This window comes from Klebsiella sp. JB_Kp004 (genome assembly GCF_040065795.1).
Taxonomy (GTDB): Bacteria; Pseudomonadota; Gammaproteobacteria; order Enterobacterales; family Enterobacteriaceae; genus Klebsiella; species Klebsiella quasipneumoniae.
In genome coordinates this window covers 112,392-137,677 of sequence record NZ_JBEAKW010000008.1, presented here as the reverse complement: position 1 = coordinate 137,677, position 25,286 = coordinate 112,392, and the positions used below count along the sequence as shown (strand labels likewise).

The window sequence follows — 25,286 nt, the reverse complement described above, 5'->3', positions numbered from 1 at the left end:
TTATTCAGTTACACCCAGACTGGCGTTGACCGCCGTTCGAATTTTGTTAACTCCCAGGCCATAGATCACCTGGACATGATTGCCTTTAATCAGCACGCTGCTCCCGCCGCTCTCTTTCAACAGCGTCTGCTTGATGAGAGCAGGGTCGCGCACATCGATCCGCAGACGGGTAAAACAGTTTTCCACCGTACAAACATTCTCTTTACCGCCCAGCCCCGCAATCACCAGCGCGCCTTTGTCTGAATCGCCATGCGCCTGATCCGTCTGTGGGGAAGACGCCGCATCGGCAGCGGCTTCGCGCCCCGGGGTAAGCATTCGCAGGCGGGTAATGCAGAAGGTGCCGACCAGGTACATGGTGGCGGTTTCCAGCAGGCCGAGCAGGACAAATACCGGCCAGCGCGTCACGCTGGCGCCGGCGGGCAGGTTATAGACGACAAAATCGATAAGACCGTTTGTGGCGCAGACCCGCACGTGAAGCAGCCAGGCCAGCATCTGGAAGAAACCGTCCAGCAGGGAGTAGATAAGCCACAGCAGCGGGGCGGTGAAGATAAAGAGAAACTCAAACGGTTCGGTGATCCCCACCAGCACTGAGGTGACAATTAAGGGGATCAGCGTGACTTTGAGTCGCTGTTTATTCTCCGGTTTCGCCGTGCGGTAGAAGGCGAGCGCCATACCGGCGGTGCCAAAAATCTTCACCATCCCATAGGTTAAAAAGCGGGCGGAATCACTGAGCGCGTCAACGGGATGACGGGCGATTTCAGCGAGGAAAATAGGCTTGGCGCCAATGACGGTCTGGCCATCAATCAGCAGCTGACCGCCGATAGAGGTAAAGACGAACGGCGACCAGATCAGATGATGCAGCCCGGTGGGGATCAGGAACCGGTTGAGAAAGCCGTACAGGAAGACCCCGATGGCGCCAAACGATTTCATAAAGCCGGTCAGCGCCGAGATGCCCAGCTCCACCACCGGCCAGAGATAGACGGTGGCGATAGCAAACAGGCCCACCAGCGGCAGCATCACGATCAGCACCAGCTTGCTGTTGCCGTAGATCGACAGCGCGCCGCGAAATTCGATGCCGACCACGCGATTGTGAACAAAGGCGACAGCGCAGCCAAGGATAATACCGAGGAACACGCCCATATCGATGACCTGAAAACCGAAGATATAGGTTTGTCCGCTGCCATACAGTTGCGCGTTGGTGGCCCCGGTCGCCAGGCGATGGGTCAGGGTCAGCCAGCTGTTGTTCGCCGCCAAATAGACCAGCCAGGTCATTGCCGCCACGAAAGCGGCTTCGGCTTTGCGGGTTTTCGCCAGACCGCTTGCCAGCCCGAGGCAGAACAGAAACCCGAGATTGTTCATCAGCGCCCAGAGCATGCTGGAGACGAATTTCCCTAACAGATAGATCCCGCTGCTTTCCTCCACCCACAGCCGGTTGGTGGTCATGCTGAACAGGGCGATCAACAGGCCGATAGCCGGCAGATACAGCACCGGCCCGATCATCGCCTTGGAAAAGTCCTGAAGCTTTTTCACGCCAATCATGGTTGTCCTCTCGTCTTCATAGCCTGCTGTCATCACCTGATCAATAGGCTTATCAGACTAGGAGCAGACCACCGGGATCCCGAGCAGGAAAATGGCCATCTGTGACGAAAGTCATATATATTGTTGCAGGAGAGATATATAAATATAGCCATTTTTATAGATGAGTTAACGTCTGATTTTTCGCATAAAAGTTAAATTTTATCTATAAACACAATGCGTTATTTGTGGTTTCTTTCTACGCCCTCCATCTCACCGAGACATCTAAAAGTGATTTATAAAAAGATTGCCACCGAACTAAAGGCCCGTATCAACAGCGACGACTACGCCGTCGGGGATATGCTGCCCAGCGAAAAAGCGCTGGCTGCGGAGTTGCAGGTCTCGGTGATGACGCTGCGCAAAGCGCTGGCGCTACTGGAGGAGGAAAAGCTGATCGCCCGGCGGCACGGCAGCGGAACCTGCATTGTGCGTAAGAGTAACTATCATGGCGGCGAGCTGGAGGGGTTTAACTACCAGATGCAGGTGGTGGGGGTCACCAACTACCGTAATAAGGTCATTGAGTTCACCTTGCTTGACGCCCCACCGGCCATTGCCCAGCAGTTAAAGATCCAGCCGGGAGAGAAAGTCTACTACGTCAGGCGGCTGCGCCTGATTGATGAGGTCCCGATCCTGGTGGAGAACAGCTACATTCCGTACGCCGCTTTTCCGTGGCTCAGCGTGGGTAACCTTGAGCAGTCTAAGTTCAACTATTTCAAAAAAGAGTGCCATATCACCATTATCGAGAGCCACCGCAGCTATACGCCGGTGCTGGCGACCCGCGAGCAGGCGGAGCTGCTGCAGGTGGCGCCTAACAGCCTCCTGCTACGGGTGCAGTCTGTCAGCTACGCCCAGAACCGGGCGATCGTTGATTTCTCAGAGATCTACCAGAACACCAGTAAATACAATGTGAAGCACATTACCCGCCGCTAGGCCGATCCCCCCAGCAGCCCCCGGAGGACAAGCTCCAGCCCCAGCGCCAGCAGGAACAACAGAAAGCCCTGACGAAAGCGCTGCGGGCTGAGACGCGAGCGGATCCGCTGTCCCAGCCACATACCGAGCAGCGCGGGCAACAGCGCCAGCGCCGACAGCAGCAGCGACTCTGCGCGCCAGCCAGCGTGCAGGGAGAGGCCGGCCGCCATCGCCAGAGTGGAGAGGGTGAACGACAGTCCCAGGGCCTGGACCAGCTCGTCGCGACGAAAGCCCAGCGCCTGCAGCCAGGGCACCGCCGGAATAACGAATACCCCGGTCGCCCCGGTGATCAGTCCGGTCAGTCCGCCCATCAGCGGCGACAGGCGCTTTTCCACGCGGGCGGAAACCTGCACCGCCGGACCACGGAGCGCGTATCCGGCATAAGCTATCAGCACGGCGCCCAGCGCCAGCGCCGACCACCGCGGGTTCAGGTGGATGAGCAGTGACGACCCCGCCAGCGTGCCGATAATCATCCCGGTCATCATTAACCAGAGGCGACGCACAATCTGCGCCAGCGCGGGGCCTGCCAGCAGCTGCCAGAGATTGGTTAACAGCGAGGGGAGCACCAGCAGGGCCGCCGCGGCCGGTGGCGGCATCAGCAGTCCAAGCAGGCCCATCGCCACGGTGGGCAGTCCCATGCCGGTCACCCCTTTGACCAGCCCGGCGGCGATAAAGATCAGCAGTAAACAGAGAGTGTGAAGATCAAACATCATGGCTCACTTATCGGCTCAGAGAAGGCCATTGAAACAACTGGTCGCCGGGTGGACAATGCGGTATGTTGCCCGCAGGCTACGGTAAAACCGAAGGGAAAGGAGGGCGTTATGCGACTGGATCTCGCCGATCTGCGACTGTTTATCGCCATCGTGGATAGCGGCAGCATTACCGGCGGGGCGGCGGCGGCCCATCTGGCGCTGGCCTCCGCCAGCGAAAGGCTGCGCAAAATGGAGGCGGAGGTCGGTGTGCCGCTGCTGCACCGTCATGCCCGGGGGGTGACAACGACCGAGGCCGGGGAGGTGCTGGCGCGCCATGCTCGTCCGTTGTTAGAGCAGCAGCGGCGTCTGCGCCAGGCGATGCACGCCTTCGCCCGCGGTCAGCAGGGCACGCTGCGCCTGTTTGCCAATACCTCGGCGATGTCGGCTTTTCTGCCGGGCAAGCTCGCCGCGTGGATGGCCGCGCATCCCGGGATACAGATCGACACCGAAGAGCGCACCAGCGCGGATATTGTCAGCAGCATTCTGGCTGGCGTGGCGCAGGCCGGGGTGGTGTCCGATGCGGTCGACCCCGGGCCGTTGCGCCTGGAGCCCGTCGCGGAGGATCCCCTGGTGCTGATCGTGCCGCCGGCCCATGCCTTGAGTGACGCCGCCGAGGTGGCTTTCGCAACGATCATCCATGAGCCGCTGGTCGCGCTCTATCAGACCAGCGCGCTGCAGCAGCATATCGAAGAGCAGGCCGCCGGACTCGGCCAGGCGCTGAACGTCCGCATCAGGATGAGCCATTTTGAAGGGCTTTGCGAGATGGTGGCTCACGGCGCCGGCGGGGCGATCCTGCCGCGCGTTATTGCCGAACGCTACCAGCCGCGCTACCGGTTCGCCGTTATCACATTGCAGGATCGCTGGGCGCTGCGTCGGCTGTGCCTGTGCTATCAGGATGACGAACGCCTGTCGCCAGCGATGCGCCGCTTGCTGGAGTGGCTCCGCCAGCCCTGAGCCGCGATAAACATGGCTATCATGTAGTGACAGTGTCACTTTATATGGCGGTTATTGCTACTGACATCCGTGCCAGAGATGCGATAGTAGACGTCCGCCATTTATTAACACCCGAATCAGGACAGACAAGATGAGTACATTACCAAAAGTCGCGGTGCTGGGACTCGGCGCCATGGGACACGCTTTTGCCAGCAATCTGCTGAAGAAGGGCTTTACCGTCGCGGGCTGGAACCGTTCGCCAGCGCGCGGCGAGGATTTACAGGCGCAGGGATTATCCCTGCACGCCACGCCGCAGCAGGCGGTGGCCGATGCCGAGGTGATCATCAGTATGCTCGCCGATGGTCAGGCTACCCTGCAGGTACTGGCGCAAATAGCGCCTGCCTGTCAGCCGCAGGCGATCTATTGCCAGATGGGCACCATCGGCCTGGCGGAGACCCAGGAGGCTATCGCTTTGTTGCGGGAGCGTCAGCCGGCGATGACCTTCGTCGATGCCCCAGTTTCAGGGACCAAAGCCCCGGCGGAGAAGGCGCAGATCCTGGTGCTCGCCAGCGGAGATCGTGAAAAGTGTGGCGCGGCGGAACAGGTATTTGCCGCTATCTCACGTGGGACGCAGTGGTTTGGCGAGGCGGGCAACAGTCAGAAAATGAAGCTGGTCCTCAATGCCTGGCTGATTGCGATGATGCAGGGCATCGCGGAAAGCGCACAGCTGGCGAAGACGCTGGGCTTTACCCCCGACCAGCTGTGGAGCGCCCTGGAGGGCGGCCCGCTGGCAGCGCCGTATGTCAAAGTCAAACTGGACGCCATCGCCAATGAGCAATTCGCGCCGCAGATGCAGCTGGCGCATGCGCTGAAAGATGCCCGGCTGGCCTTGTCCCTGTCCGAGCCGCACACCATGCCGAGACTGGATAACATCGCCGAACTGTGGCAGCAGGCGGCGGATGCGGGATTTGCCGGGCAGGACCTGTCCTCGATATATCAGTGGCTGTCGACGTCGGCGAAAGCATAGTGTAGCGCCCTCAGGAAAAAGTGGCCTCGGCGGCCACTTATCCACAGGGGAGTTATTTTCCGGAGAGAGCCGGGCGAGTGTCGATCCCTTCGTCAATGCGCTTGATCATATAGGGAAAGAACGGATTGGAAGACTGGCGCATCAGCGAGTCCAGACCCACAACCAGCACAGAACGCTCACCGCGAGCTGCAAACGTGCCAAGGCTGATCCCGTATTGATTCAGCGGATGGGGATAGCGCCCGTACAGCGAATCGCTCAAGGGGAAGGGGAGCGCGACATGCGAAAGAGAGTAGACGTCCGGTAAATAGTGCATTCCCTGCAGCTTTTCCACCGTGGTGTCTGTTTTCCCGGCGCGGGTGGTGCGAATTTCCATCTCTGTACTGGCGGAATTGGCGTTAGTGATGATCGTGGTTTGATAAGCCCGCGGCGCCGCGGGCAGCAACCGCGCCAGCGCGGTGTAAGACGTCCGGCGTAATAATGAATTAAACCTGACCGCATGATTTAAATCGAACAAGACAATTTCACTGCCATTATCCGGTAAGCGGTTATACAGCGCTGTCACGATCGCCCGCGTACTGACCGTTGAATCCACAACGGACTGAAAGGTCAATACCGGCGGTAAGCTGTTAAGCCTATGATTTCTCGAATCCGTCACTATCTGCTTTTGCAGCGCTTTGGTCAGCAGAAACGACTGACGGGCGGCATTCGTCGGGAAGGAGTTATATTTGAACGGATTAAACTCAGGCATGATGTTTAACCATGCGGCTTTCGAGAAGGCGGGAAGAAACGCGGGCCAGCCCGCGAGGCCGGAAAAGCGCGCGAAGCGGGTAATACCGATCATTGGAGAAATCAGGATCACCCGCTGGGGTTTTGCCAGTTCGGCATTATCCAGCGCGTCCAGCGAATACTTCATTGCCAGCGCGCCGCCGTTGGAAAATCCGACGATATGCAGGGGCGCATCATGCCCCGTCAGTCGTTTCGCTTCTCTCACCGCCAGGCGCGTGGCGGCCAGCCAGTCCTGCCAGTCCACGTCGGTCAGCCCGGCGGGTACCGTCCCGTGGCCCGGTAATCTGATACCGATGGCGACATAACCCTGTTGCCGGTAATTTTCGGCGATATGCCGCAGACTGTAGGGTGTATCCGTCAGGCCATGCAGCAACACCACAGCGCCTTGCGGTTTACCATCCGGCATCATGATATATGACCGATTCCAGTTGGTGGGAAACGAGTCCGGATAGATGGGGCTGTGACTGTAGTAACGATTCAGTTCGGTTTGCTGTTCAGCGTCCAGCTTATCGGAAACCTGGCGTTTTACCTCACCGAAGAGCGCATTCTCTTTGTTGAGGTAATCGTTCCAGTCAGCATTGTCGATTTCATCCGCGCCCATTTCATGCGGAACCCAGGTATGCCAGGGCTGCAGTTCGGGCCCGCGCTGAATGTCATAAACGCGTAGTCCCAGAGCGCCAACAATCAACAGCAGCAGGGACAACACGATACGTTTTAACCAGGTTACCCATTTCAACGCGTGGCTTCCTTTCTTAATGACCTGTTTTCTGAGTATAAATAATCATAGTCAGGGAAGGTTTACTTTTTATTAGGTTTCCTGTTACCCAAGCGTTGCAGCAGCAGGTGAGCAAGTTCTTTATCTTGCAGCGAATAACCTGGCAGAACCCTGAGACGAGGATACGACGGCACGCCACTCATTTTTCATGAATCTCGCCGGAGGAAGTCATTCTCAGCTGTAGCAACAGGCTAAACGATGCAGGTAAAACGGTCAGTGTAACCAGCGTGGCAACCAGTAGTCCCCCGATAATCGCATAGGCCATCGGTCCCCAGAATACCTGATGAGAAATGGGGATCATTCCCAGAATGGCTGCACAGGCAGTCAGGCAGATGGGGCGCGCACGATGCTCTGCGGCCGCAATAATGGCGGCATCGCTTGCCATCCCCTGAGTAAGATTGCTGTCCACCTCGCTAATCAGTATGACGGCGTTACGAATGATCATGCCAGCGAGCGCAATCACGCCAAGCAGAGCGACAAATCCCATTGGTGTTCCGCCAGGTAACATAGCCAGCACGATACCCGGTAAACCAAACGGGGCCATCAGTATAGCCAACACAATACGGGAATAGTTGCGCAACTGGAGCATCAACAGCAAGAGCATGATGACCAGTGTCACCGGTAGAACCGCATAGACCGAACTATTACCTTTTTCAGATTCAGCAACCGCGCCCCCTTCTTCAATGCTGTAGCCTTCAGGCAGTTCCGCGCGCAACCTGTCTACCGCTGGTCGCAACGCTGCGGATACTGCTTCGGCGCGAAGTCCCGGGGCGAGGTCAGTTTGCACGGTGATGAAAGGCAAACGCTGTCGACGCCAGATAACCGGATCATCCACGCCCCAGACTGGCGTGGCAAAGGCGCTGAGGGGGATTTGTTTACCGTCATTCCCCTGAATAGTCAGCGAAAAGAAGGTGGCGAGGTTAAGACGCTCATTGTCCCTGGCCCGGAGCACCACATCGACAAGACGGTCATTATCGCGAACCGACGTGACTATACTGCCGGACCAGACGGTATTGAGCATCCGGGCCAGACTTTCTGACGACACGCCCGCAGCCCGGGCGGCGGTCTGATTGACCTTGAGGGTAATGACTCTCTCCGGTTCGCCTGCCGTCTGATTAACCTCGCGGGAGGAGGGTGACCGGCCAATGACTTCGCTCAGGCGGTTCGCGATCGACCTGACCTTCAGATAATCTGGCCCACTCACCCGGTATTTGACTGGCCAGCCGACGGGGGGCCCAAGTTCCAGGGGCGATACGCGAGTGATGATGTCGCTAAAGCGCGTAGCCAGTATCCTGTTTAACTGTCGATGAAGACGATCCCGCGCTTTAAGATCTTTAGCCACCACCACCATCTGGGCGATATTTTCATTTGCCAGAAGCACATCCATAGGCAGGTAAAAACGGATCGCTCCCGACCCAACGTATGTCGAAAATCGCTCAACGTTGCGGTTGCCTGCCAGGGCCTTCTCCAGCTGTTCAGCCCTATTTTGCGTTTCCGACTGCGAGGCATTGGCCGGTAGCGTCAGGCTGACCAGCAATTCAGGCCTGTCGGAGGTGGGGAAAAACTCCCCCTGCATAAAGGTTGTTCCGTAAACGGACAGACCAAGCGCAATGAGAGCAATACACACGGTGGCGAAGCGGTAACGTAACGCCTTGCGCAGTAGCCACTGGTATCCGCGGGCCATCCGTCCAGGACCTTTCGACTTCTGTCTGATGTTGTCAGATAACAGCCACGTCCCGGTTAACGGTGAAAACAGGATCGCGACAACCCATGAGCACAGCAGGGCGATGAGCACCACGGCAAACAGGGAAAAGCAATATTGACCGGCGCTGGACGCAGCAAATCCCACGGGAATAAACCCGGCAATCATCACAAGGGTGCCCGTCAGCATCGGAAATGCGGTCGTTTTAAAAGCCCGGGTAGCCGCCTGCCGGCGGGAATCCCCGGCTTCCAGACCAGAGACCATGGTTTCCACGGTGATCATGGCGTCATCGACGAGCAGACCCAGCGCGATAATCAATGCGCCGAGAGAAATACGTTGCAGACCTATTCCTGCCAGCATCATTCCCGTAAAGGTCATGGCCAGAACCAGTGGGATGGCCGCAGCCACGACCAGCCCAGCTCGTAAACCCAGCGAGACAAACGAAACGGCCAGGACGATCGCCACGGCTTCGATAAGCACCCGGATAAACCCGCTTACGGCATCGCTGACCACCGCTGATTGATCGGCAACCTTGACCATCTCAATACCGTGCGGCAGCGTGACGCTGATGGCATGCATTTTGGCATTCAGCGCGGCGCCGAAACGCAGCATATTACCCGTCGGCGCCATCGAGATAGCCAGCCCGATGGCGGGTTTGCCGTTGACCCGGTAAACCGGCTGGGGAGGCTCGGCGTTTTCCCGGCTAACGGTGGCAATATCCGTCAGAGGAAGGTAACGATCGTTAATACGCAGCGTGACGGCACGTAAGCTCGCTTCAGAAGTCAGTTCCCCGCTGACCTTTATCGCCATATTTTCCTGTCCGGTGCGGATCATACCTGCCGGGACAATCGCATTTTGTGCTCTGAGGGCATCCGCTACCTGCTGGATGTTCAACCCCATACCTGCCAGACGCGCCGGGGAAAAAGAGAGAACTATCTGTTCCTGCTGCTCACCCAGCAGGCTGGTTTTTCCGATATCCGGTAACGACATGAGTTCCCGGCGAATGGTCTCAACACGGTCCCGGACCTCCCGCAGGGTATAGCCCTCAGGTATAAATCCATAAATCGTACCGAACGTGTCATCAAATTCGTCGTCGACGGCGGGGCCCTGAACGCCTTCTGGCAACGATGGGGCAATGTCCTGCATTTTCTTACGTACCTGATACCAGATATCCGGCACCTTTTCCGGCGGGGTATCGTCACGGAGATTGACATAAATAACGGATCTTCCGGCTCGGGTTTCACTTTCGAGATAATCAAGCCAGGGGGTTTCCTGCAGCTTTTTTTCCAGCGTATCGGTCAGCAGTCGGGTGGTATCCGTCACGGATGCCCCGGGCCATTGCGCAGAAACAACGGCCGTTTTAATCGTAAACGCCGGATCTTCGTTACGTGGCAGCTTCTCATAACAGAACGCGCCCATAGCCATGATCAGCAGCATGAAGAAACTGACCATCTGTTGATTATTTAGCGCCCAGGCGGACAGGTTAAATTTCTCATTCAATACGGGTTTCATGATTCGCGCTCCCCGGCAATCACCGGCTCGCCGGAGCGTAATTTACTCACGCCGGCGGTAATCACCCGGTCGCCTGGTTCAAGGCCGCCGGAGATAATAACCGCGGTGGCGGTATAGTATACTGGCACCACCACGCGAAGCTGTGCCTGCGACTGCGGATTAATCACATAAACCGCCGGTTTGTCGCCGACGCGGCTCAGCGCTGAAGCGGGAAGGGCGTATCCATGCGGGCCGGTTGCGGGTAACGTGACGGTAACGCTGGCGCCCAGCGCCATCGCCAGCGGTGGGTTTTGTAGGGTAGCCCTGACGCGCCACGTGCGGGTCTGAGGATTGGCCTGCGGGCTAATATCTCTTACCGCGGCGGACGCTTGCACCGACGGGTCGCTGAGGAGAGAAACTCGCAAGCCAGCATGCTCCTGTGGCGGGATCGCCTCGGGTTTAGCGATATCAAACACCACATCGCGGGCTTCACCGGTCGCCAGCGTCAACACCGACTGACCACCACTGACCACCTGACCCGCAGAGGCGCTGACTTCGGTGATCACGCCGCTTTGCGGCGCCATCAGACGCGTCCAGCCAAGGCTTTCGCGGGCATTACGCAACGCGGACTCGCTGTTTTTTAAACGCGCGCGGGCGACAAGCCAATCTGCGCGGGCGGTATCGAGCTGCGTGCGGGCAATCGCGCCAGTAGGCATGAGCTTTTGCATTCGGTTGACGTTAAGTGCAGCAACCTGAGCAGCGGCTTTGGCTCCTTCATAGTCAGCCTGTGCGCCATCGAGCTGATTCTGATTGGTTGTATTTTCAAGCGTGGCCAGCAGTTGCCCTGCATTGACCCGATCGCCAATATCGACGCTACGCGTCACTATCCGGCCGCTGGTACGAAAGCTCAGAATCGTTTCATCGTGCGCATGGATCTCTCCGGTTCTTTCCAGGGCGGGAAGGGTTTGCGCTGAGCCAACAACAACGTAGCGCACCGTTCGCACAGGATCAGTCGTATTACCCTGGTTGTCCCCGCATCCGGGCAGCAGAAAAATCACCACCGAAAGAAGGGTCAGGGGAAGAAAGTGCAGCCAGGAAAGGGTGCGCGCCACGTCGTACAAATGGTGCAGACTGTGGCGGAGGGAGAGTAAAAATTCATCTGACATAACGCCGCTCCATAAAGGTTATGGCGTTATTAAATGCGCGCTTAGTCGAGAAAGATTCGACGTTTTGTCAAGGTATTATCAAGAGCGGCTATTTTCCATCTCAGACGACGTCCAGGGTAACAAAATGCTGACTGCGAGTCCGCCGGTTTCAGGTAACGACGCGCTGATACTGCCTCCATGAGCCTGACAGATCGCGCTAGCGATGGATAAGCCGAGACCGCTGCCGCCGGAGTGGCGGGCACGCGACTGCTCCTCCCGGCTAAAACGGTTGAACATTTCCGGCAGGAACCGGGGGGATACCCCCGGGCCGTCATCGCGAAATTCGAGGTAATATTGCCCGCTGGCGTAGTGCAGCGTGACATCAAGATGGCCGCCATCACGCCCGTAACGGAGGGCATTTTCCATAAGGATAGTAAACACCTGGCCCATACGGAACGTATCGCCTTTGAAGGGACACGCCTGAGAATGATGAAGCCTGATGGTAAAACGATGTGCATCAGCCTGGGGCATGATCCATGTCGCCCGTTCCTTAAGCAGCTCATCCAGACGAAAGGGTTCGTTTTCCAGAACCAGATTCCCGGCATCAGACAGTGAGAGCAGATGAAGTTCATCGGTCAGGCGATTCAGGTGCTGAAGCTGTTTCATTACCATTGCCAGTTGTTCCGGGCTGGCATCAAACACGCCATCCAGCATGCCCTGCAAACGTCCGATAGCGGCAGTCAGTGGGGAGCGAAGCTCATGCGCCATGGCCACATGAGAGGTACGTAACTCTTTTTCATAGCGGGCCAGTTTCCCCGTCATGGTATTAAAGTCACTGGCAAAGCTGACCATTTCAGCCGGCGCATTCCTGATGAGCTCTGCCTGGCGGCCAAATTGCCCTTCGGCGACGTCCTTTGCCGCATCACGCAACCGGCTGAACTGCAGCGCCAGTGGCCTGGCATATCTCAACCCCATCACCACAATAAAAGGGATCATGACCAGGACCAGTAACGCCACGGTGACCCAGTCTGCCGAGGCGATGGAGGGTGTTGAATAACTCAACCCCCACCAGGTATCGACGATTTGATGGAAGCGCGCCGGGTCCGCCTGCGGGTTCTGGCTGAGCGCAAGAAACTCTTGTCGGACCGATGCCGGCATTCTGCTCATGATCCAGTAATTCTGCACCGCATAACGTAGCCACATACAGGTCGCTATGACAATTACGCTTCCGATGGCCAGCGCTAATATACGTGCGCAAATCCAGCGCCACAGGGAGGAATAGCGGGTTTTTGTCATGGTTGTCTGAACCTGTAGCCTACGCCGCGAACGTTAACCAGCACGCCGGAAATACCCGCCGCTTCGAGTTTTTTACGCAGGTTATAAATATGGGTATCCACCACACGCTCCAGGGCTTCACTTTCCGGCAAACAGTGCTCCAGTAAATGCTGGCGGGAAAAAGGTCGTGAAGGAGAGCGCATAAGCGTGGTCAGTAGTGAAAATTCGGTTGGGGTCAGATCCAACGTCCGCGGTGTGGTGTCCCCGTCGATAATGCTCGCCACGATGGCCGTAACATCCACTTCAAGTGATTGCCAGCGAAGGATCTCTTCCTTTGTTTCCGTTTTATTGCTGCGACGCAATACCGCCTGCACCCGGGCCACAACTTCTCCCGGATGGTAAGGCTTAACAACATAATCATCAGCGCCATAGCGCAGAGCGCCAATACGATCGGGAGTATCTCCCATGGCGGTGACCATGATCACCGGAACATCATTTTTACGACGCAGGCCAGCCAGGACTTCGGTGCCGTTAAGCCCCGGAAGCATCACATCCAGCAGGATCAGATCGGGTTTCCACCGGTGCGCCATATCCAGCCCGGAAAGTCCATCTCCGGTAATGACGACATCGTAATTTTCACGGCGTAAGTAGGCTTCGAGCACGCCAGCCGCATCGGCGTCATCTTCAATAATCAGCACTCTTCTGGACAACATCCGTTCACCTTGACCGATTCTTAACACTATCCCGACGATTCATTGATTTTGCCAAATCATACTGCGCCAACATTTTGTGGCAGCTCCTGCCTCAGGAGAAACCAGCATCCGTGAGGAGAACAGTATGATAGCGATAAAAAAAGCCCTGTATATGACCGTACCGCTTTTGACGGCCATCACATCCTGTGTACAGGCAAATGATGACGCCTCTTCCGGCTCTTTCACTATCGGGCTGGGAGGACGCTACGCTCCGCGATACTCAGGTTCAGACAAGCAGGTATGGCAGGTGGTTCCGGTGCTTCAGGGTCGTAACGGCGCTTTCTTTATTGATACGCAGAAAGGGGTAGGGTATGACCTGCAGAACGCCAGCGGCTGGTACGTCGAACATACGCTGGGATACGATCTGGGAAGGAGGGATAAAAACGCCAGCTGGCGGGCAGGGGCAAATAATCTGAAAGGGATGGGAGACATTGACGTCTCACTGAATACGGCCCTTGCCGTTGGCTGGCAGGCGCTTTCGTGGCTCAGTGTTGAAGGAAAAGCGACGCTGCCTTTAACGGACAGCCAGGGGGTAAGCTACCAGGCATCCTTGACGTTGCTCCCTGTACAAACTGACCAGGACACGGTCGCTTTTCAGACGGCGGCCCTGTTTGGCGACAACCGTTACCTGAATACCTGGTATGGGGTGGATCCGCAGCAGAGCCAGCGCTCAGGTTATAGCCGCTATTCAGCACCGGGGGGATTTTATGGCATAGACAACAGTCTGACCTGGAGTCACCAGTTTGATGCCCACTGGGGCACGCTCCTGAGCGCTGACTATACCTGGCTTGGGGAGCATGCCAATCAAAGCCCGATCGTGTTACGACGTAACGAGGCGGCACTGACAGCAGCAGTGACATGGACATTTTAGGGCGGAGAAAGTGCGGCGTGCGGTTTGCCGGGAACGGTTAAAATTGAGTGAGTCGGCATTATCTGGCAGATAGGCAACCAGAAGCGAAACATGTTGTTAACCGCGCCGGAAGACCTGGTGCGGTCCTCGTGTCGCCGACGTACGTTCGGTTATTGATCCCAACGACGATCGAGAGCGACGCAAACGTGCCGGAGGAGTTTTATGAACAACGCCATAGCTGTTCCGTCGGGAAGTTTTTGGACACGTCGTTCGTCGGCATGAGAATACCGAATCCACCAATAACAACACCAATCCGCTTTGTAAGGTTATCATCTTTATTACTCCAGCCGTCATCAACTGTCACCCGCCCTTGCTGAAGTTGTCTCGATATTACGCTACCGTAATGCCTCTTAGCTTTATTTCGAAGCGGCCACTCCGGGCGGAAGTAATATAATTCACTACCGATTTCACTTGTGGCTGTGGAGAATTTATTGAAGCTTACCAGCTGACTTTCTCAGCACAGTAATATCCCTCTTGGGTGATTCCCCGAACATCCGCGTATATTCCCGGCTGAAATGGGATAAGCTTTCGTAACCGACAGCATAGGCTGCTGTGGTGACATCATAATGTTCATTCAGCATCAGTCGCCTGGCTTCATTGAGGCGTAGCCATTTCTGATACCGGAGCGGGCTCATTCCCGCAAGCTGCCTGAAGTGTTGGTGAAAAGAGGGCGTGCTCATTTGCACCCGACTTGCCAGTTCCTCTACGCGTAAGGATGACGCAATATTGGTTTTTAACCAGTCGATAGCTTTACCGATACGGTAGCCATGGCCGTCTACTGCTGCAATCTGTCTGAGATGATCGGACTGATCGCTCATCAAAAGCCGGTAATGTATCTCTCTTTGAATCAGCGGCCCGAGGACAGGAATGGCTTCAGGCTCGTCAAGCAAAGTAAGCAGACGGCAGAAAGGTTCCAGCAAAACATCAGTAACCGTTCCTATACCGACACCCGTTCCCGCGTCTCGTTTTTTGACCGGCGGCAGGCTTCCCTGGGCAATTAATTCCATCAGCACGCGCTGGTCAAGTTTATAGGCCATGCCGACGCAGGGCCGGGATGTCGAAGCCTGTAAAACCTCCGAGCTGGCTGGCAGGTCAAGGGAGGTGATCAGGAATTTATCCGCATTGTATTCGTAAGGATCACCACCAACCCACATGATCTTCGCGCCATCGGCCACCAGAACGATACTGGGAGGGACCAGGCAGCTCACTGGAGGAGCGGGTTCGTTTCGGCGGAACAATTCGAGTCCTTCTACCGCTGTTGGGAAATCACCGGTGCCCGGAGTGCGCTGAGCAATTTCACGGGAAAGCACGCCGAGTAGTTTTTCAACCGTCTTGTCAGAAATCATTCTGTAATACCTCACGTTTATTGCGGCTTTTGACGTTAACAACTTAGCAGCGATGAAAATTGAAATATACGCTTTAAATTCAGTTTCAGAGGATCAGGCAAATAATGCAGAGTATTTTAATAACAACTTTCATGTAAGGCACTCAAAATAACAACACTGAAATGAAGCTGTGACCTGTCAGTCAGCTTTCACAGCGAGCCAATTTAAACCGTTCAGGTTAAAGCCATTTTTAACTGCCAGACAGGTTATCCGGAGGAGACATACGTGAAAGAGTTTACTTTCTACAACCGCACCCGAATCGAATTCGGTTCCGGAAAAGAGAGTTGCATCTGAAATACTCATGCATGCTGTCTGAAACTATCCCTCAACATCCAATGAAAGGTTTTAATATCATGACGCTAAAATCTTCAACGCGCTTTTTTAATGGCGCACTCCTCGCCGGAGCGATGGCTCTGATTTCAACAGAAGCTGCGGTCGCCCAGCCGGCACCAGGCACAGCAGATTCTTCAGTCCGTCTGGTTCAGACGTGGGATAAAACTTTCCCAAGGAGCGAAAAAGTGGATCATCAAAAAGTCACTTTTAAAAATCGTTACGGTATTACGCTGGCCGCAGATGTGTATCTTCCTAAAGATCGCGGGAACAAGAAGCTTGCTGCGCTTGTCATTTCCGGCCCGTTTGGCGCGGTAAAGGAACAGGCCTCAGGTCTCTATGCTCAGACTTTGGCAGAGCGCGGATTCGTGACGCTGGCATTTGATCCATCTTATACCGGTGAAAGCAGTGGTGAACCCCGCAATATTGCTTCCCCTGATATCAATACCGAAGACTTTATGGCCGCAGTCGATTTTATTGGGCTGCAACCTTATGTGGATCGTGAACGTATCGGTGTCATCGGTATTTGCGGCATGGGGGGGATTGCCCTGAACGCTGTTGCCGTAGATAAACGCGTAAAAGCGGTCGTTGCCAGCACCATGTACGATATGAGCCGCGTAATGTCGAAAGGCTACAATGACAGCGTAACGCCGGAGCAACGCGAGCAGGCGCTGGAGAAGATGAGTCTTCAGCGCTGGGAAGATGCGGCAAACGGCAAGCCTGCATACCAGCCAGCCTATAATAAACTGAAGGGCGGGGAAGCACAGTTCCTCGTGGACTATGCGGACTATTACATGACTAAACGCGGTTATCATCCACGAGCCGTCAACTCTGGCAATTCATGGTCGGTGACAACGCCGATGGCCTTCATGAATTTCCCGCTCATGACCTATATCAAGGAAATTTCTCCGCGTCCGATCCTGTTCATCCATGGCGAAAAAGCGCATTCGCTTTACTTCTCTAAAACGGCTTATGAAGCGGCAAATCAACCAAAAGAGCTTCTGATTGTTAAAGATGCCACACATGTCGATTTATATGATCGTATGGATAAGATCCCGTTCGATAACATCACTGCATTTTTTAACAAAAATCTTAATAAGTAAGCCATAGCACCGTCCGGTGCTTTCAGATGCAGTGTCTGTGCGACAAACGACAGACACTGCTCTTGAAAGAGGAGAAGTTTATGTTCTGGAACCCTGAATTATTAACAAGAATAGATGCGGCCGACGACCTGAAAATCGCTCCGTATCATCCCGATATGAATACGACCGGTACGCCGACGTGGATTTGGGAAGTGAAGGTGGAGAACAGACTTTTCGTCCGAGCCTATAGTGGTACCAGTTCAAAATGGTATCAGGCTGCATTGTCCCAGCAGGCGGGTAAGATACTGGCTATTGGACAAGAGTTCGATGTACTGTTCGCAAAACCATCAGACCCTGAGCTTGAAAGTAAAATTGATCAGGCTTACCAGAAAAAGTACTCCAGTAGCAGCTATGTTTCAGCAATGACAGGGACACGCGCCAGAGCGGCCACGATTGAGATTTTACCTTCGTAATTTCATGTCAAAGTGATACTGGGTGTTCTGTGAAACAAAATCTGCCTGTGTAGCTTTAATTTCCCTGAAACTGGAGGCAAGTAGGAAACATACATAACCGCCAGTTTCTGGTCCGTTGAAAGTTCATCTTCAGGAAGCATTGTCCATTAAGGTAGGAGTTTAAATATTGATGATAGGGCGAACATGTACTATGAACATAACGCAAGAAAAGGGATGTCAGTCATAAATAAGTACCGTGTTGATTTGTTAAGAGGCCGCTGTCAAATATGAAGTTATTGGGCATTACATGTCATTTAACATAATATACATTATGCGCACTTTGATTATAGTGGCTGAGTTGTAAGGTCTGCTCCTGGATAAGTGACACGTGGATTCACCATGGAGGGATTCTGATAACGTCTCATGCAGCGGACGTTTTCACTTTGGATGAAGTTAACCGACTCAAAATCATTCAGGACGTTGTCGACCGGCGACTGACCACGCAGATGGCCGCGCAGCGCCTGGGAATTTCCGATCGCCAGTGCCGACGCCTTCTGTCGCGTTACCGTGAATCAGGCCCGCTTGGTATGGCTAACCGCCGTCGCGGAAAACCCAGCAATAACCAGTTGCCTGATGGTCTTGCCCGGTACGCACTCAGTATTATCCGCGAGCGCTATACCGACTTCGGGCCGACGCTGGCGTGCGAGAAACTCGCAGAGCTGCACGATGTTCACCTGTCCAAAGAGACCGTCCGTTCACTCATGGTCAAAGCCGGTCTCTGGATCCCACGCAAACAACGTGCGCCGAAAATTCAGCAACCACGCTATCGCCGGGCCTGCTGCGGCGAACTGATCCAGATTGATGGCTGCGACCATCACTGGTTCGAGAACCGTGCGCCCGCCTGTACCGCACTGGTCTACGTCGACGATGCGACGAGTCGCCTGATGCAGCTTCGTTTCGTGAAATCGGAATCGACCTTCACGTATTTTGAGGCCACCCGGGGCTATCTGGAAAAGCATGGTAAACCACTGGCATTGTACAGTGACAAAGCCAGCGTCTTCAGAATCAACAATAAAAATGCCACCGGCGGCGATGGTTACACCCAGTTTGGCCGTGCGATGCACGAACTGAGCATCCAGACTATCTGCGCCAATACCAGCTCCGCCAAAGGCCGTGTGGAACGTGCCCATCTGACGCTTCAGGATCGCCTCGTAAAGGAGCTCAGGCTCAGGGGCATCTCTTCAATGGATTCAGCTAATGATTATGCCGATGAATTTATGGCCGATTACAACCGACGTTTTGCTAAAGCGCCCCGGCATGACTTTGATGTGCATCGACCACTTGAAACTGACGATGACCTGGCAGCATTTTTCACATGGAGGGAGCCGCGCCGTGTGTCAAAATCCCTGACAGTGCAATATGACAAAGTGCTCTATCTGATTGAAGATAATGAGTTAAGCCGCAGGGCTATCGGAAAATATATTGAGGTCTGGCATTACCCGGATGGTCGTAAAGAGCTCCGCCTTAATGGCGCTGTTCTTCCCTACTCCACCTATGATCGCCTTCAGGAAATAGACCAGGGCGCTATCGTGGACAACAAGCGCCTCGGGCGGACACTTGAGTTTATTAAGCTGGTTCAGGGCAAACGCGACGATAACCGTTCGCAAGCTCTCCCTGCCGGAGATGGCCCTTCCCGGCGGCGCAGAAAACCGACAGAGAAGAAATCCCAGCGTTCCCTGAATGGTGACGATATGCTGGAAGCATTGAAGACATTACAGTCCCGTTCTGAGGAAATTTTCGGTACAAGGAAATGACATGGATCTGATGGCAGACATAAGCCCGCCCCTTATAGAACTTTCCAATGCCTTCAGAATCAAACGCCATATGAATACTTATTCCGTAATAGTTGTTGGAAGAAATAATCACATAATTAAGTAGAAAGACTACTTACTTCTGCATGGATTCCAAGCAGCCTGTAAAGTGACTCCTTCATCCGGATTGTATTACCAGTGGTGTAAAAGCGGTATTTCTCCTGGCCGCGCTCTTCAGGCCAGTTGCAGCTATTCAACATTGAGGCCGCATGGCTGATAACCGCAGGGGCGGGATCATGTATTGTCACTTCTGCTGGAACAATCTGTTCAATGAGATAGCGGAGGAAGGGATAATGTGTACATCCGAGAACGATTTGGTCCACTCCGGCATCAATCAGAGGCTGAACAACGCGGTTAACCATTTTACGCACTTCAAATAGGGCATGAGGATGCCCCTCTACAGCATCAACCCAGCCTTCAGGTGTTACAGCGTACACGTCAACCCGGATAATTATACTCCTTTAAAATGCTGAAGATAACATCAGCGTCTATGCATCTGCATGCCCTGATAATCGTTATAAATGAAGGGCTGCGTCAGAGAATGTGAAGTCCTCAGTGCAGCCCTGGTACATTATTCCTCGACTGATTTACCGTTGGTCGCAATGAGTTTCTGATACCAGTAGTAGCTTTTCTTGCAGAAACGCCTGCCGTCACCACGCCCCAGATCGTCAAGATTGACGTAAACCAGGCCATAACGTTTTGACATCTGGTTTGACGAGCAGCTGATGATGTCGATCGGAGACCACATATAGTAGCCCAGCACTTCCACGCCATCGGCAATGGCTTCACCGACAGAGCGGATATGATCCCTGAAGAAGGCGATACGGTAATCATCCTCTACGGTTTCGTTAACCAGCTCGTCAAAGCAGCCAATACCGTTCTCGGTGATCATGATAGGCTTTTGCCAGCGATCCCAGAAGAAATTCAGCACATAGCGAAGCCCTACCGGGTCAATTGCCCAGCCCCAGGGGGTCTGCGATAAAAGCGGGTTACGCTTGTTATTCCCCCTGAACTGGTGCGCAATCTCAGCATTGCTTACATAGGTGGTGTAATAAGAAAACGTCATGAAATCTGCCGTATTCTTCAGGAGAGCTTTATCCTCATCCGTGATGCTGAGAACGATGTTTTTCTCTTTGAAGAACCGTTTGATATAGCCGGGATATTCACCACGCAGAAGCACATCCGCGAAGTAGATTTCATACTGGTTTTTCTGCCATGTGGCAAAGTTGTCTTCCGGACTTGTCGTTTCAGGGTAGGCAAAATCGGTATACAGCATCATGCCGATCTTAATATCTCCGCCCAGGGAGGCAGCATATTTTTTTACCATGGCCGAAGCCAACAGTTCGTGGTGAACGCCCTGATATTTATCCTGTTCCAGATAGGTGCCTTCGTCCTCGAAAATGCCCAGATGATTGAAGGACTCGTAGCGAATGAGGTTAATCTGGTTAAAAGGGATCCAGTACTTAACGCGATCGTGATAGCGATCGAGGCAAGTGCGGGCAAAGTTAAAATAAAAATCGATTAACTGACGGTTCTTCCAGCCATTATAATTCAGCGCGAGGTTCAGGGGCATCTCATAATGGGCGAGCGTAATCATCGGCTCCATGCCATTTTTGATGATTTCGTCTATCAGCTCATCGTAAAATTTCAGGCCCGCTTCGTTAGGTGCCGTGTTATCCCCGTCAGGAAAAATGAGTTAGACAGAATAATGACGGAACGACTGTTATTAATGACCTCTGCCATTTTTCTGCACTCTTCATAAGGTATATATTTATATATTTCCTCGATGACCTCTTTTTCAGTCATTCCTTTTATACCCTGATGCGTCAACCGATAGGGAGCTATGTCATTTTTTAATTCCTGGAACGAGCCGTATCCCAGTTCCCTGACGAATTTGGTGATGCTCGAAGGCGTCGTATTACAGTACGACGCCAGCTCTTCGATTTTCACATACGGAAATTCTTCGATTTTAGCAATTACCGCCATCGCAATGGCGGTAAAGACGTTTCGCTTACCGGCATAAAAAAGATATTCAGATACTCTCACATAAAGAGGACTGTAAAATACGCTATCCGGAGTGTTTTGCATGCCTGCCCCAACAGAGAGTTAACAGTGATTGCCTGACGGTCATAACAATAATGGAGCATACTACAAAGGTCGCGAATGTCAGTGCCGCCAGTGCAAGCGTGTGGTTCAGTGTGGTCATGGATGCCGTGTCAACCCTTATAAGGGCAGATGCCAGTGCCGTTGACGGGAAGGTAAATCCCCACCAGATCCGCCCAAACGTATCCGGGATCATTCTTCGCCACAGGCTGATGAGCACAATGGCAAAGAAAAGTGCGGTCCAGGCCATGAATTCAATTACGTCATTCATACCGCCATAAATACAGTACAGTCCGACGGCGATGACCGCAGGCGCTGAAACCATAATAGCCAGGCCGGGCATGGCCTTCTGCGGGGTAACAGGACGAACAAACACGATACGCCAGAGGATAAGCGGCATAAAAAGCGCCCAGCAGAGCAGAGCTGAAAACAGCAGCATCTTACTGAGGCCCGGAAACCCCAGATCCACGCCCGCGAAAGCCGGAGAGGCGTTGCCCACCATAGGTATAAGCCATACCGGGCTGATTTCATGCGTATCGAGCTGATCGATAAGCCAGCGGCGGAATGTACACGTGAGGAAAAAAATCTGGGCGGCGACGGCCGCTATCCAGAGCACCTTCGCCAGCAGGATACTGTAAGGTAGCAGTCCCATTGCGAGCAGAAAACCTGAAATTGTGGCAGCACAAAAAAAGTTCTTACTGGCACGTGAATGCCATTCTGCAAGGATAATCTGACGGCAAAAAACCAGCCGCAGAAGTTGGATACCGGTCAGTACTAAAAATACCGCTAATCCTGTCGCAAGGAATACTTCACCAGGCAACGCGGACACGTCGTAGGTTTTTGCTGCGGCCCGCCATACCAGGCCCAGGCCGGTTATCCCCATCACCGAGGAATAGAGATCGAAGCTGACAGTTTGAAATTTTTCGGACACCGTATATCTCACTTTTAATTTCCGGGCAAAATTACTGCGCCCAGGACAGATGCATGCTAAATTTCCGCTATATTGGTCCTGTGCCATTACTGTTTAAAGGTCCAATTCAGGTAAATAATTGGACCACAGGGGTTTGTGTGATTGAAATTCACCTCAGCCGCAGCGCGACGGCTCTTCCGCTTTACCAACAGATTGAGCAGCAAATCAGCTGGCAGATCATCAAGGGTCAACTGAATTATGGCGAGTACCTGCCCCCCTCCCGGGAGCTGGCCCGGCAGCTGAGAGTATCCCGGGGAAGCGTTGTCCGGGCTTATGAAGCGCTTTGCATGAAAGAGTACTGTCACAGCCATACGGGAAGAGGAACGATGGTGATTTACCGGGAAAAGCCGGATGCGTCACCGCCTGGTCCGGTTGCGGCTGCCCCCTCCCCGATCGCCTACGCGAGCGATAAATTTCTTCCCGGGGGCTTATCCCTGCTTCCCAGCCATGCCAGCACGGCTCATCTTCCGGTCGGTGAGTTCCGGCAGGCTTTCAACCGCGTGCTGCGTTATCCTGACAGGCTTAATCAGTTTGGCGAGAGCGCCGGGAATCTGGAGCTACGTCAACTAATCTGCGACCAAATCCTTCCTTCCCGGGGGATCTCAGCCAGTCCCCAGGAAGTGCTGATTGTCCCCGGTTCACAGTATGGAAGTCTGCTTCTGGCCATGACGGTACGCCAGGAGAGAACATGTTTTCATTTTGGCGAGCCGGGCTACCTGGAGTTTGCCCGTAATTTTTCGCGTTTCGGCTACAATCTACAGTCACACAGGATGGATCCTGAGGGAATCGATCTATCCGACTTTCGGCCAACGGCGAAGGATATTCTTTATCTGATGCCGGAACATCATTTTCCGCAATGCATCACGTTGTCGGATAGCAGACGAAGCGAAATAATTCATTTGGCAAGTCAGAAGAAGATACTTTTGCTGGAAGATGATTATGACAGTGAATTTTACTTCGACAAAGTTCCCCGCCCTGCCCTCCGTTCAACCGCAGCCTCAGAACAGGTCGTATATATGGGTACCTTTTCCAAAGTACTTTTCAATAACGTTCGGCTCGGATATCTGGTTGCAGACAGCCATCTAATACAACAGATGGCTGCTCTACACTGGAGTCTGTCACGCGGTACAAGCGGGCTTGTGCAACAATGGGTAGCTGAATTGCTGAAAAGTGCAACATATGCGAGACATTTGCGAAGAATGCGAACGGTATACCGGCATAAACGAGATGACATGGTGGCTCTGGTACGGAAATACCTGCCGGACGCACAATTCAGCGTCCCGCCAGGTGGCCTGCAACTTTACGTCAAATTCAGCGAGCCTGAAAAAGCCATCTGGGTTTATGACTGGCTTTCCGGAAACAATATTCAGGTTGCTGATACAGGAAACTACACGTTAGATACTGACGCGACGTCTGATTTTATCGTATTAGGGTTCGCGAATACTGATGTGAATGAATGCGAGACGGTTCTTGAAAGGCTGAGTCACGCACTGTATTCAGGCCTCGACAGGATCTGATTTCGCGGTATGACTATTTTACGTTTCATCAACGATCCTATGATCTTCCTTGTTACCAGAGTGACACCGGTAACATTCACTATATCATTGTGGCCACTGTCTGTAGTGGTTTAGTTAATTTGGTCACCTGAGTTGAGGTGTTATCCAAAAGTCTGGCGGAAAGTGGGCAAGATAGAAGAATGATATCTGTCGAACATTCTGGCGATATCATGTAGGTCATCAACTTGCTTATATCTGTCCCAAATAATCGTTTTCGTAATGCGCGTTTTTCGTTTCATGGCAACGTCCCCCTTGATTAAGGATAGCGTGCATCGACCCGTTAAACTCACAGCACTAAGCGGACATTTTGACTTTGCCCTGCCCCGGACATCTGAACTTAGCTTTGACATAGATTATGGTGGCTGAGTTGTAAAGCCTGCTCCTGGATAAGTGACACATGGATTCACCATGGAGGGATTCTGATAACGGCTCATGCAGCGGACGTTTTCACTTTGGATGACGTTAACCGACTCAAAATTATTCAGGACGTTGTCGACCGGCGTCTGACCACTCAGATGGCCACACAGCACCTGAGTATATCTGATCGCCAGTACCGACGCCTTCTGATGCACTGCCGTGAATCAGGCTCGCCAGATATCGCTAACCAACATTGTTGAAATCTCAGCAATAACCAGCTGCCAGATGACCTTGCACAGTACGCGCTCAATATTATCCGCGAGCGCTATACCGACTTTGGGTCTACGCTGGCGTGTGAGAAACTCGCAGTACTGCACGATGTTAACCTGTCCAATGAGACTGTCCGTTCCCTCATGGTTAAAGCCGGTCTCTGGATCCCCCGCAAACAACGTGCTCTGAAAATTCAGCAGCCACGTTATCTTCGGGCCTGCTGCGGCGAACTGATCCAGATTAATGGTTGCGACCACCACTGGTTCGAGAACCGTGCACCCGCCTGTATCTCACTAGTCTATGTCGACGATGCGACGAGCCGCCTGATGCAGCTTCGTTTCGTTAAATCGGAATCGACCTTCACCTATTCATGCCACTTTAAAATGATGGCGTGGAGATCGCTCTGTGGTCCTTACGCCTGATGTCACCTTATATTGATTGAAGCGTCGCAAGCGCCGAAAGCAGGATACCGATAACGACCGGATAAAAAATGCAGGAAATCAGGAATTCAGCTACCTTATGACCTTCACTTTGTATATGAATAGTTCTTCCTATACTTATCAGAGAGGCAAAAAAACCGATCGTCGCCACAACGGCGATGAAAGTCAGAATGCAATACAGCGTTAACCCGCCAGCCTCTCTTTTCACAAGGCAACCAAACATCGCCAGCGCCTGCAACAGGCTTAATGCGATCGCCCCGGAGCAGCTTTCACAAACCCTTCCATAGATACCAAACACTTCCCAGGCACGTTCGTTAATGCGCTTCACTCAGAATTCCTTCTATAAAATAAAAAAAAATAACAGGTGCTCAAGTTTTT

General features: G+C 53.6%; 21 protein-coding genes and 3 pseudogenes. 9 read left to right on the top strand and 15 right to left on the bottom strand.

What is annotated here, in order from left to right:
- On the bottom strand, positions 1 to 1,539 hold the full coding sequence (locus ABLX76_RS10935; protein WP_348874521.1) for a PTS transporter subunit EIIC: 1,539 nt from the start codon (positions 1,537 to 1,539) through the stop codon (positions 1 to 3).
- A 267-nt stretch (positions 1,540 to 1,806) separates the two neighbouring features.
- Here ABLX76_RS10935 and ABLX76_RS10930 point away from each other — a divergent pair, with 267 nt between their 5' ends.
- Entirely contained in the window at positions 1,807 to 2,505 is a 699-nt protein-coding gene (locus ABLX76_RS10930) for a UTRA domain-containing protein (RefSeq protein WP_004205898.1), read from the top strand.
- Here ABLX76_RS10930 and ABLX76_RS10925 read toward each other — a convergent pair.
- Positions 2,502 to 3,254, bottom strand: coding sequence for a sulfite exporter TauE/SafE family protein (locus ABLX76_RS10925; RefSeq protein ID WP_032452855.1), 753 nt, complete (start codon positions 3,252 to 3,254; stop codon positions 2,502 to 2,504). The two genes, ABLX76_RS10930 and ABLX76_RS10925, sit on opposite strands and share 4 nt — an antisense overlap.
- Before the next feature lie 111 nt (positions 3,255 to 3,365).
- Between ABLX76_RS10925 and ABLX76_RS10920 the strand changes: the two genes are divergently transcribed.
- The gene (locus tag ABLX76_RS10920; RefSeq protein WP_317589707.1) at positions 3,366 to 4,250 is read left to right on the top strand and encodes a LysR family transcriptional regulator; all 885 of its coding nucleotides are present in this window, start codon (positions 3,366 to 3,368) and stop codon (positions 4,248 to 4,250) included.
- Positions 4,251 to 4,380: 130 nt separating this feature from the next.
- Positions 4,381 to 5,256, top strand: a complete 876-nt coding sequence (locus ABLX76_RS10915; RefSeq protein ID WP_348874511.1) for an NAD(P)-dependent oxidoreductase — start codon at positions 4,381 to 4,383, stop codon at positions 5,254 to 5,256.
- 52 nt (positions 5,257 to 5,308) lie between these two features.
- Here ABLX76_RS10915 and ABLX76_RS10910 read toward each other — a convergent pair whose 3' ends face one another.
- The 5 genes from ABLX76_RS10910 to ABLX76_RS10890 all read right to left on the bottom strand — a co-directional run bounded on the left by ABLX76_RS10910 (position 5,309) and on the right by ABLX76_RS10890 (position 13,143).
- Positions 5,309 to 6,778, bottom strand: a complete 1,470-nt coding sequence (locus tag ABLX76_RS10910) for an alpha/beta hydrolase (RefSeq protein ID WP_086076283.1) — start codon at positions 6,776 to 6,778, stop codon at positions 5,309 to 5,311.
- A 178-nt stretch (positions 6,779 to 6,956) separates the two neighbouring features.
- Complete coding sequence (locus ABLX76_RS10905; RefSeq protein ID WP_348874510.1) at positions 6,957 to 10,031, bottom strand: efflux RND transporter permease subunit; 3,075 nt, start codon at positions 10,029 to 10,031, stop codon at positions 6,957 to 6,959.
- Positions 10,028 to 11,176, bottom strand: coding sequence for an efflux RND transporter periplasmic adaptor subunit (locus tag ABLX76_RS10900; RefSeq protein WP_086076281.1), 1,149 nt, complete (start codon positions 11,174 to 11,176; stop codon positions 10,028 to 10,030). Before ABLX76_RS10900 ends, ABLX76_RS10905 begins: the two co-directional genes overlap by 4 nt.
- A 78-nt stretch (positions 11,177 to 11,254) precedes the next feature.
- The gene (locus ABLX76_RS10895; protein WP_348874509.1) at positions 11,255 to 12,451 is read right to left on the bottom strand and encodes an ATP-binding protein; all 1,197 of its coding nucleotides are present in this window, start codon (positions 12,449 to 12,451) and stop codon (positions 11,255 to 11,257) included.
- Positions 12,448 to 13,143 carry a response regulator gene (locus ABLX76_RS10890; protein ID WP_064154609.1) on the bottom strand — a complete coding sequence of 232 codons (696 nt, stop codon included), beginning with the start codon at positions 13,141 to 13,143 and terminating at the stop codon, positions 12,448 to 12,450. The genes ABLX76_RS10895 and ABLX76_RS10890 overlap by 4 nt, the downstream gene beginning before the upstream one ends.
- 124 nt (positions 13,144 to 13,267) lie before the next feature.
- Between ABLX76_RS10890 and ABLX76_RS10885 the strand changes: the two genes are divergently transcribed.
- Positions 13,268 to 14,053 (top strand): MipA/OmpV family protein, encoded by a 786-nt coding sequence (locus ABLX76_RS10885; RefSeq protein ID WP_065882435.1) that lies wholly within the window; start codon positions 13,268 to 13,270, stop codon positions 14,051 to 14,053.
- Positions 14,054 to 14,520: 467 nt separating this feature from the next.
- Here the strand turns inward: ABLX76_RS10885 and ABLX76_RS10880 are convergent, their stop codons facing one another.
- Positions 14,521 to 15,438 carry an AraC family transcriptional regulator gene (locus ABLX76_RS10880; protein ID WP_348874508.1) on the bottom strand — a complete coding sequence of 306 codons (918 nt, stop codon included), beginning with the start codon at positions 15,436 to 15,438 and terminating at the stop codon, positions 14,521 to 14,523.
- A gap of 374 nt (positions 15,439 to 15,812) precedes the next feature.
- Here ABLX76_RS10880 and ABLX76_RS10875 point away from each other — a divergent pair, with 374 nt between their 5' ends.
- The 3 genes from ABLX76_RS10875 to ABLX76_RS10865 all read left to right on the top strand — a co-directional run bounded on the left by ABLX76_RS10875 (position 15,813) and on the right by ABLX76_RS10865 (position 19,155).
- Entirely contained in the window at positions 15,813 to 16,910 is a 1,098-nt protein-coding gene (locus ABLX76_RS10875) for an alpha/beta hydrolase (RefSeq protein ID WP_032691186.1), read from the top strand.
- Positions 16,911 to 16,990: 80 nt separating this feature from the next.
- Complete coding sequence (locus tag ABLX76_RS10870; protein WP_348874507.1) at positions 16,991 to 17,362, top strand: DUF2255 family protein; 372 nt, start codon at positions 16,991 to 16,993, stop codon at positions 17,360 to 17,362.
- 392 nt (positions 17,363 to 17,754) lie between these two features.
- Entirely contained in the window at positions 17,755 to 19,155 is a 1,401-nt protein-coding gene (locus ABLX76_RS10865; RefSeq protein WP_065883942.1) for an ISNCY family transposase, read from the top strand.
- A 116-nt stretch (positions 19,156 to 19,271) separates the two neighbouring features.
- Here ABLX76_RS10865 and ABLX76_RS10860 read toward each other — a convergent pair whose 3' ends face one another.
- The 4 genes from ABLX76_RS10860 to ABLX76_RS10845 form a co-directional block, all read right to left on the bottom strand.
- On the bottom strand, positions 19,272 to 19,649 hold the full coding sequence (locus ABLX76_RS10860) for an aspartate/glutamate racemase family protein (protein WP_074442694.1): 378 nt from the start codon (positions 19,647 to 19,649) through the stop codon (positions 19,272 to 19,274).
- Positions 19,650 to 19,783: 134 nt separating this feature from the next.
- On the bottom strand, positions 19,784 to 20,845 hold the full coding sequence (locus tag ABLX76_RS10855) for a family 1 glycosylhydrolase (protein WP_348874520.1): 1,062 nt from the start codon (positions 20,843 to 20,845) through the stop codon (positions 19,784 to 19,786).
- Between the two features lie 14 nt (positions 20,846 to 20,859).
- Positions 20,860 to 21,300 (bottom strand): hypothetical protein, encoded by a 441-nt coding sequence (locus ABLX76_RS10850; protein WP_348874506.1) that lies wholly within the window; start codon positions 21,298 to 21,300, stop codon positions 20,860 to 20,862.
- The gene (locus ABLX76_RS10845) at positions 21,281 to 22,246 is read right to left on the bottom strand and encodes a C4-dicarboxylate transporter (RefSeq protein WP_223822579.1); all 966 of its coding nucleotides are present in this window, start codon (positions 22,244 to 22,246) and stop codon (positions 21,281 to 21,283) included. The genes ABLX76_RS10850 and ABLX76_RS10845 overlap by 20 nt, the downstream gene beginning before the upstream one ends.
- A gap of 53 nt (positions 22,247 to 22,299) precedes the next feature.
- On the opposite strand from ABLX76_RS10845, the gene ABLX76_RS10840 reads away from it, so the two are divergent.
- The gene (locus ABLX76_RS10840; RefSeq protein ID WP_065883948.1) at positions 22,300 to 23,802 is read left to right on the top strand and encodes a PLP-dependent aminotransferase family protein; all 1,503 of its coding nucleotides are present in this window, start codon (positions 22,300 to 22,302) and stop codon (positions 23,800 to 23,802) included.
- 143 nt (positions 23,803 to 23,945) lie between these two features.
- On the opposite strand, the pseudogene ABLX76_RS10835 reads toward ABLX76_RS10840, so the two are convergent.
- Both ABLX76_RS10835 and ABLX76_RS10830 read right to left on the bottom strand, forming a co-directional pair.
- Positions 23,946 to 24,080: pseudogene (locus ABLX76_RS10835) on the bottom strand (IS30 family transposase); the annotation flags it as partial.
- 204 nt (positions 24,081 to 24,284) lie between these two features.
- Positions 24,285 to 24,392 (bottom strand): annotated as a pseudogene (locus tag ABLX76_RS10830) (hypothetical protein); the annotation flags it as partial.
- Here ABLX76_RS10830 and ABLX76_RS10825 point away from each other — a divergent pair.
- A pseudogene (locus ABLX76_RS10825) lies at positions 24,345 to 24,836 on the top strand (ISNCY family transposase); the annotation flags it as partial. The pseudogenes ABLX76_RS10830 and ABLX76_RS10825 overlap by 48 nt on opposite strands.
- Before the next feature lie 61 nt (positions 24,837 to 24,897).
- Here the strand turns inward: ABLX76_RS10825 and ABLX76_RS10820 are convergent.
- Entirely contained in the window at positions 24,898 to 25,236 is a 339-nt protein-coding gene (locus ABLX76_RS10820) for a hypothetical protein (RefSeq protein ID WP_348874505.1), read from the bottom strand.
- Positions 25,237 to 25,286 lie beyond the last annotated feature (50 nt).

Excerpts from the sequence above, each read along its gene's own strand:
- ABLX76_RS10935 (WP_348874521.1), bottom strand. The coding sequence starts at position 1,539 with ATGATTGGCGTGAAAAAGCTTCAGGACTTTTCCAAGGCGATGATCGGG.
- ABLX76_RS10925 (WP_032452855.1), bottom strand. The coding sequence starts at position 3,254 with ATGTTTGATCTTCACACTCTCTGTTTACTGCTGATCTTTATCGCCGCC.
- ABLX76_RS10920 (WP_317589707.1), top strand. The coding sequence starts at position 3,366 with ATGCGACTGGATCTCGCCGATCTGCGACTGTTTATCGCCATCGTGGAT.
- ABLX76_RS10915 (WP_348874511.1), top strand. The coding sequence starts at position 4,381 with ATGAGTACATTACCAAAAGTCGCGGTGCTGGGACTCGGCGCCATGGGA.
- ABLX76_RS10905 (WP_348874510.1), bottom strand. The coding sequence starts at position 10,031 with ATGAAACCCGTATTGAATGAGAAATTTAACCTGTCCGCCTGGGCGCTA.
- ABLX76_RS10900 (WP_086076281.1), bottom strand. The coding sequence starts at position 11,176 with ATGTCAGATGAATTTTTACTCTCCCTCCGCCACAGTCTGCACCATTTG.
- ABLX76_RS10895 (WP_348874509.1), bottom strand. The coding sequence starts at position 12,451 with ATGACAAAAACCCGCTATTCCTCCCTGTGGCGCTGGATTTGCGCACGT.
- ABLX76_RS10890 (WP_064154609.1), bottom strand. The coding sequence starts at position 13,143 with ATGTTGTCCAGAAGAGTGCTGATTATTGAAGATGACGCCGATGCGGCT.
- ABLX76_RS10885 (WP_065882435.1), top strand. The coding sequence starts at position 13,268 with ATGATAGCGATAAAAAAAGCCCTGTATATGACCGTACCGCTTTTGACG.
- ABLX76_RS10880 (WP_348874508.1), bottom strand. The coding sequence starts at position 15,438 with ATGATTTCTGACAAGACGGTTGAAAAACTACTCGGCGTGCTTTCCCGT.
- ABLX76_RS10875 (WP_032691186.1), top strand. The coding sequence starts at position 15,813 with ATGAAAGGTTTTAATATCATGACGCTAAAATCTTCAACGCGCTTTTTT.
- ABLX76_RS10870 (WP_348874507.1), top strand. The coding sequence starts at position 16,991 with ATGTTCTGGAACCCTGAATTATTAACAAGAATAGATGCGGCCGACGAC.
- ABLX76_RS10850 (WP_348874506.1), bottom strand. The coding sequence starts at position 21,300 with ATGCAAAACACTCCGGATAGCGTATTTTACAGTCCTCTTTATGTGAGA.
- ABLX76_RS10840 (WP_065883948.1), top strand. The coding sequence starts at position 22,300 with ATGCTAAATTTCCGCTATATTGGTCCTGTGCCATTACTGTTTAAAGGT.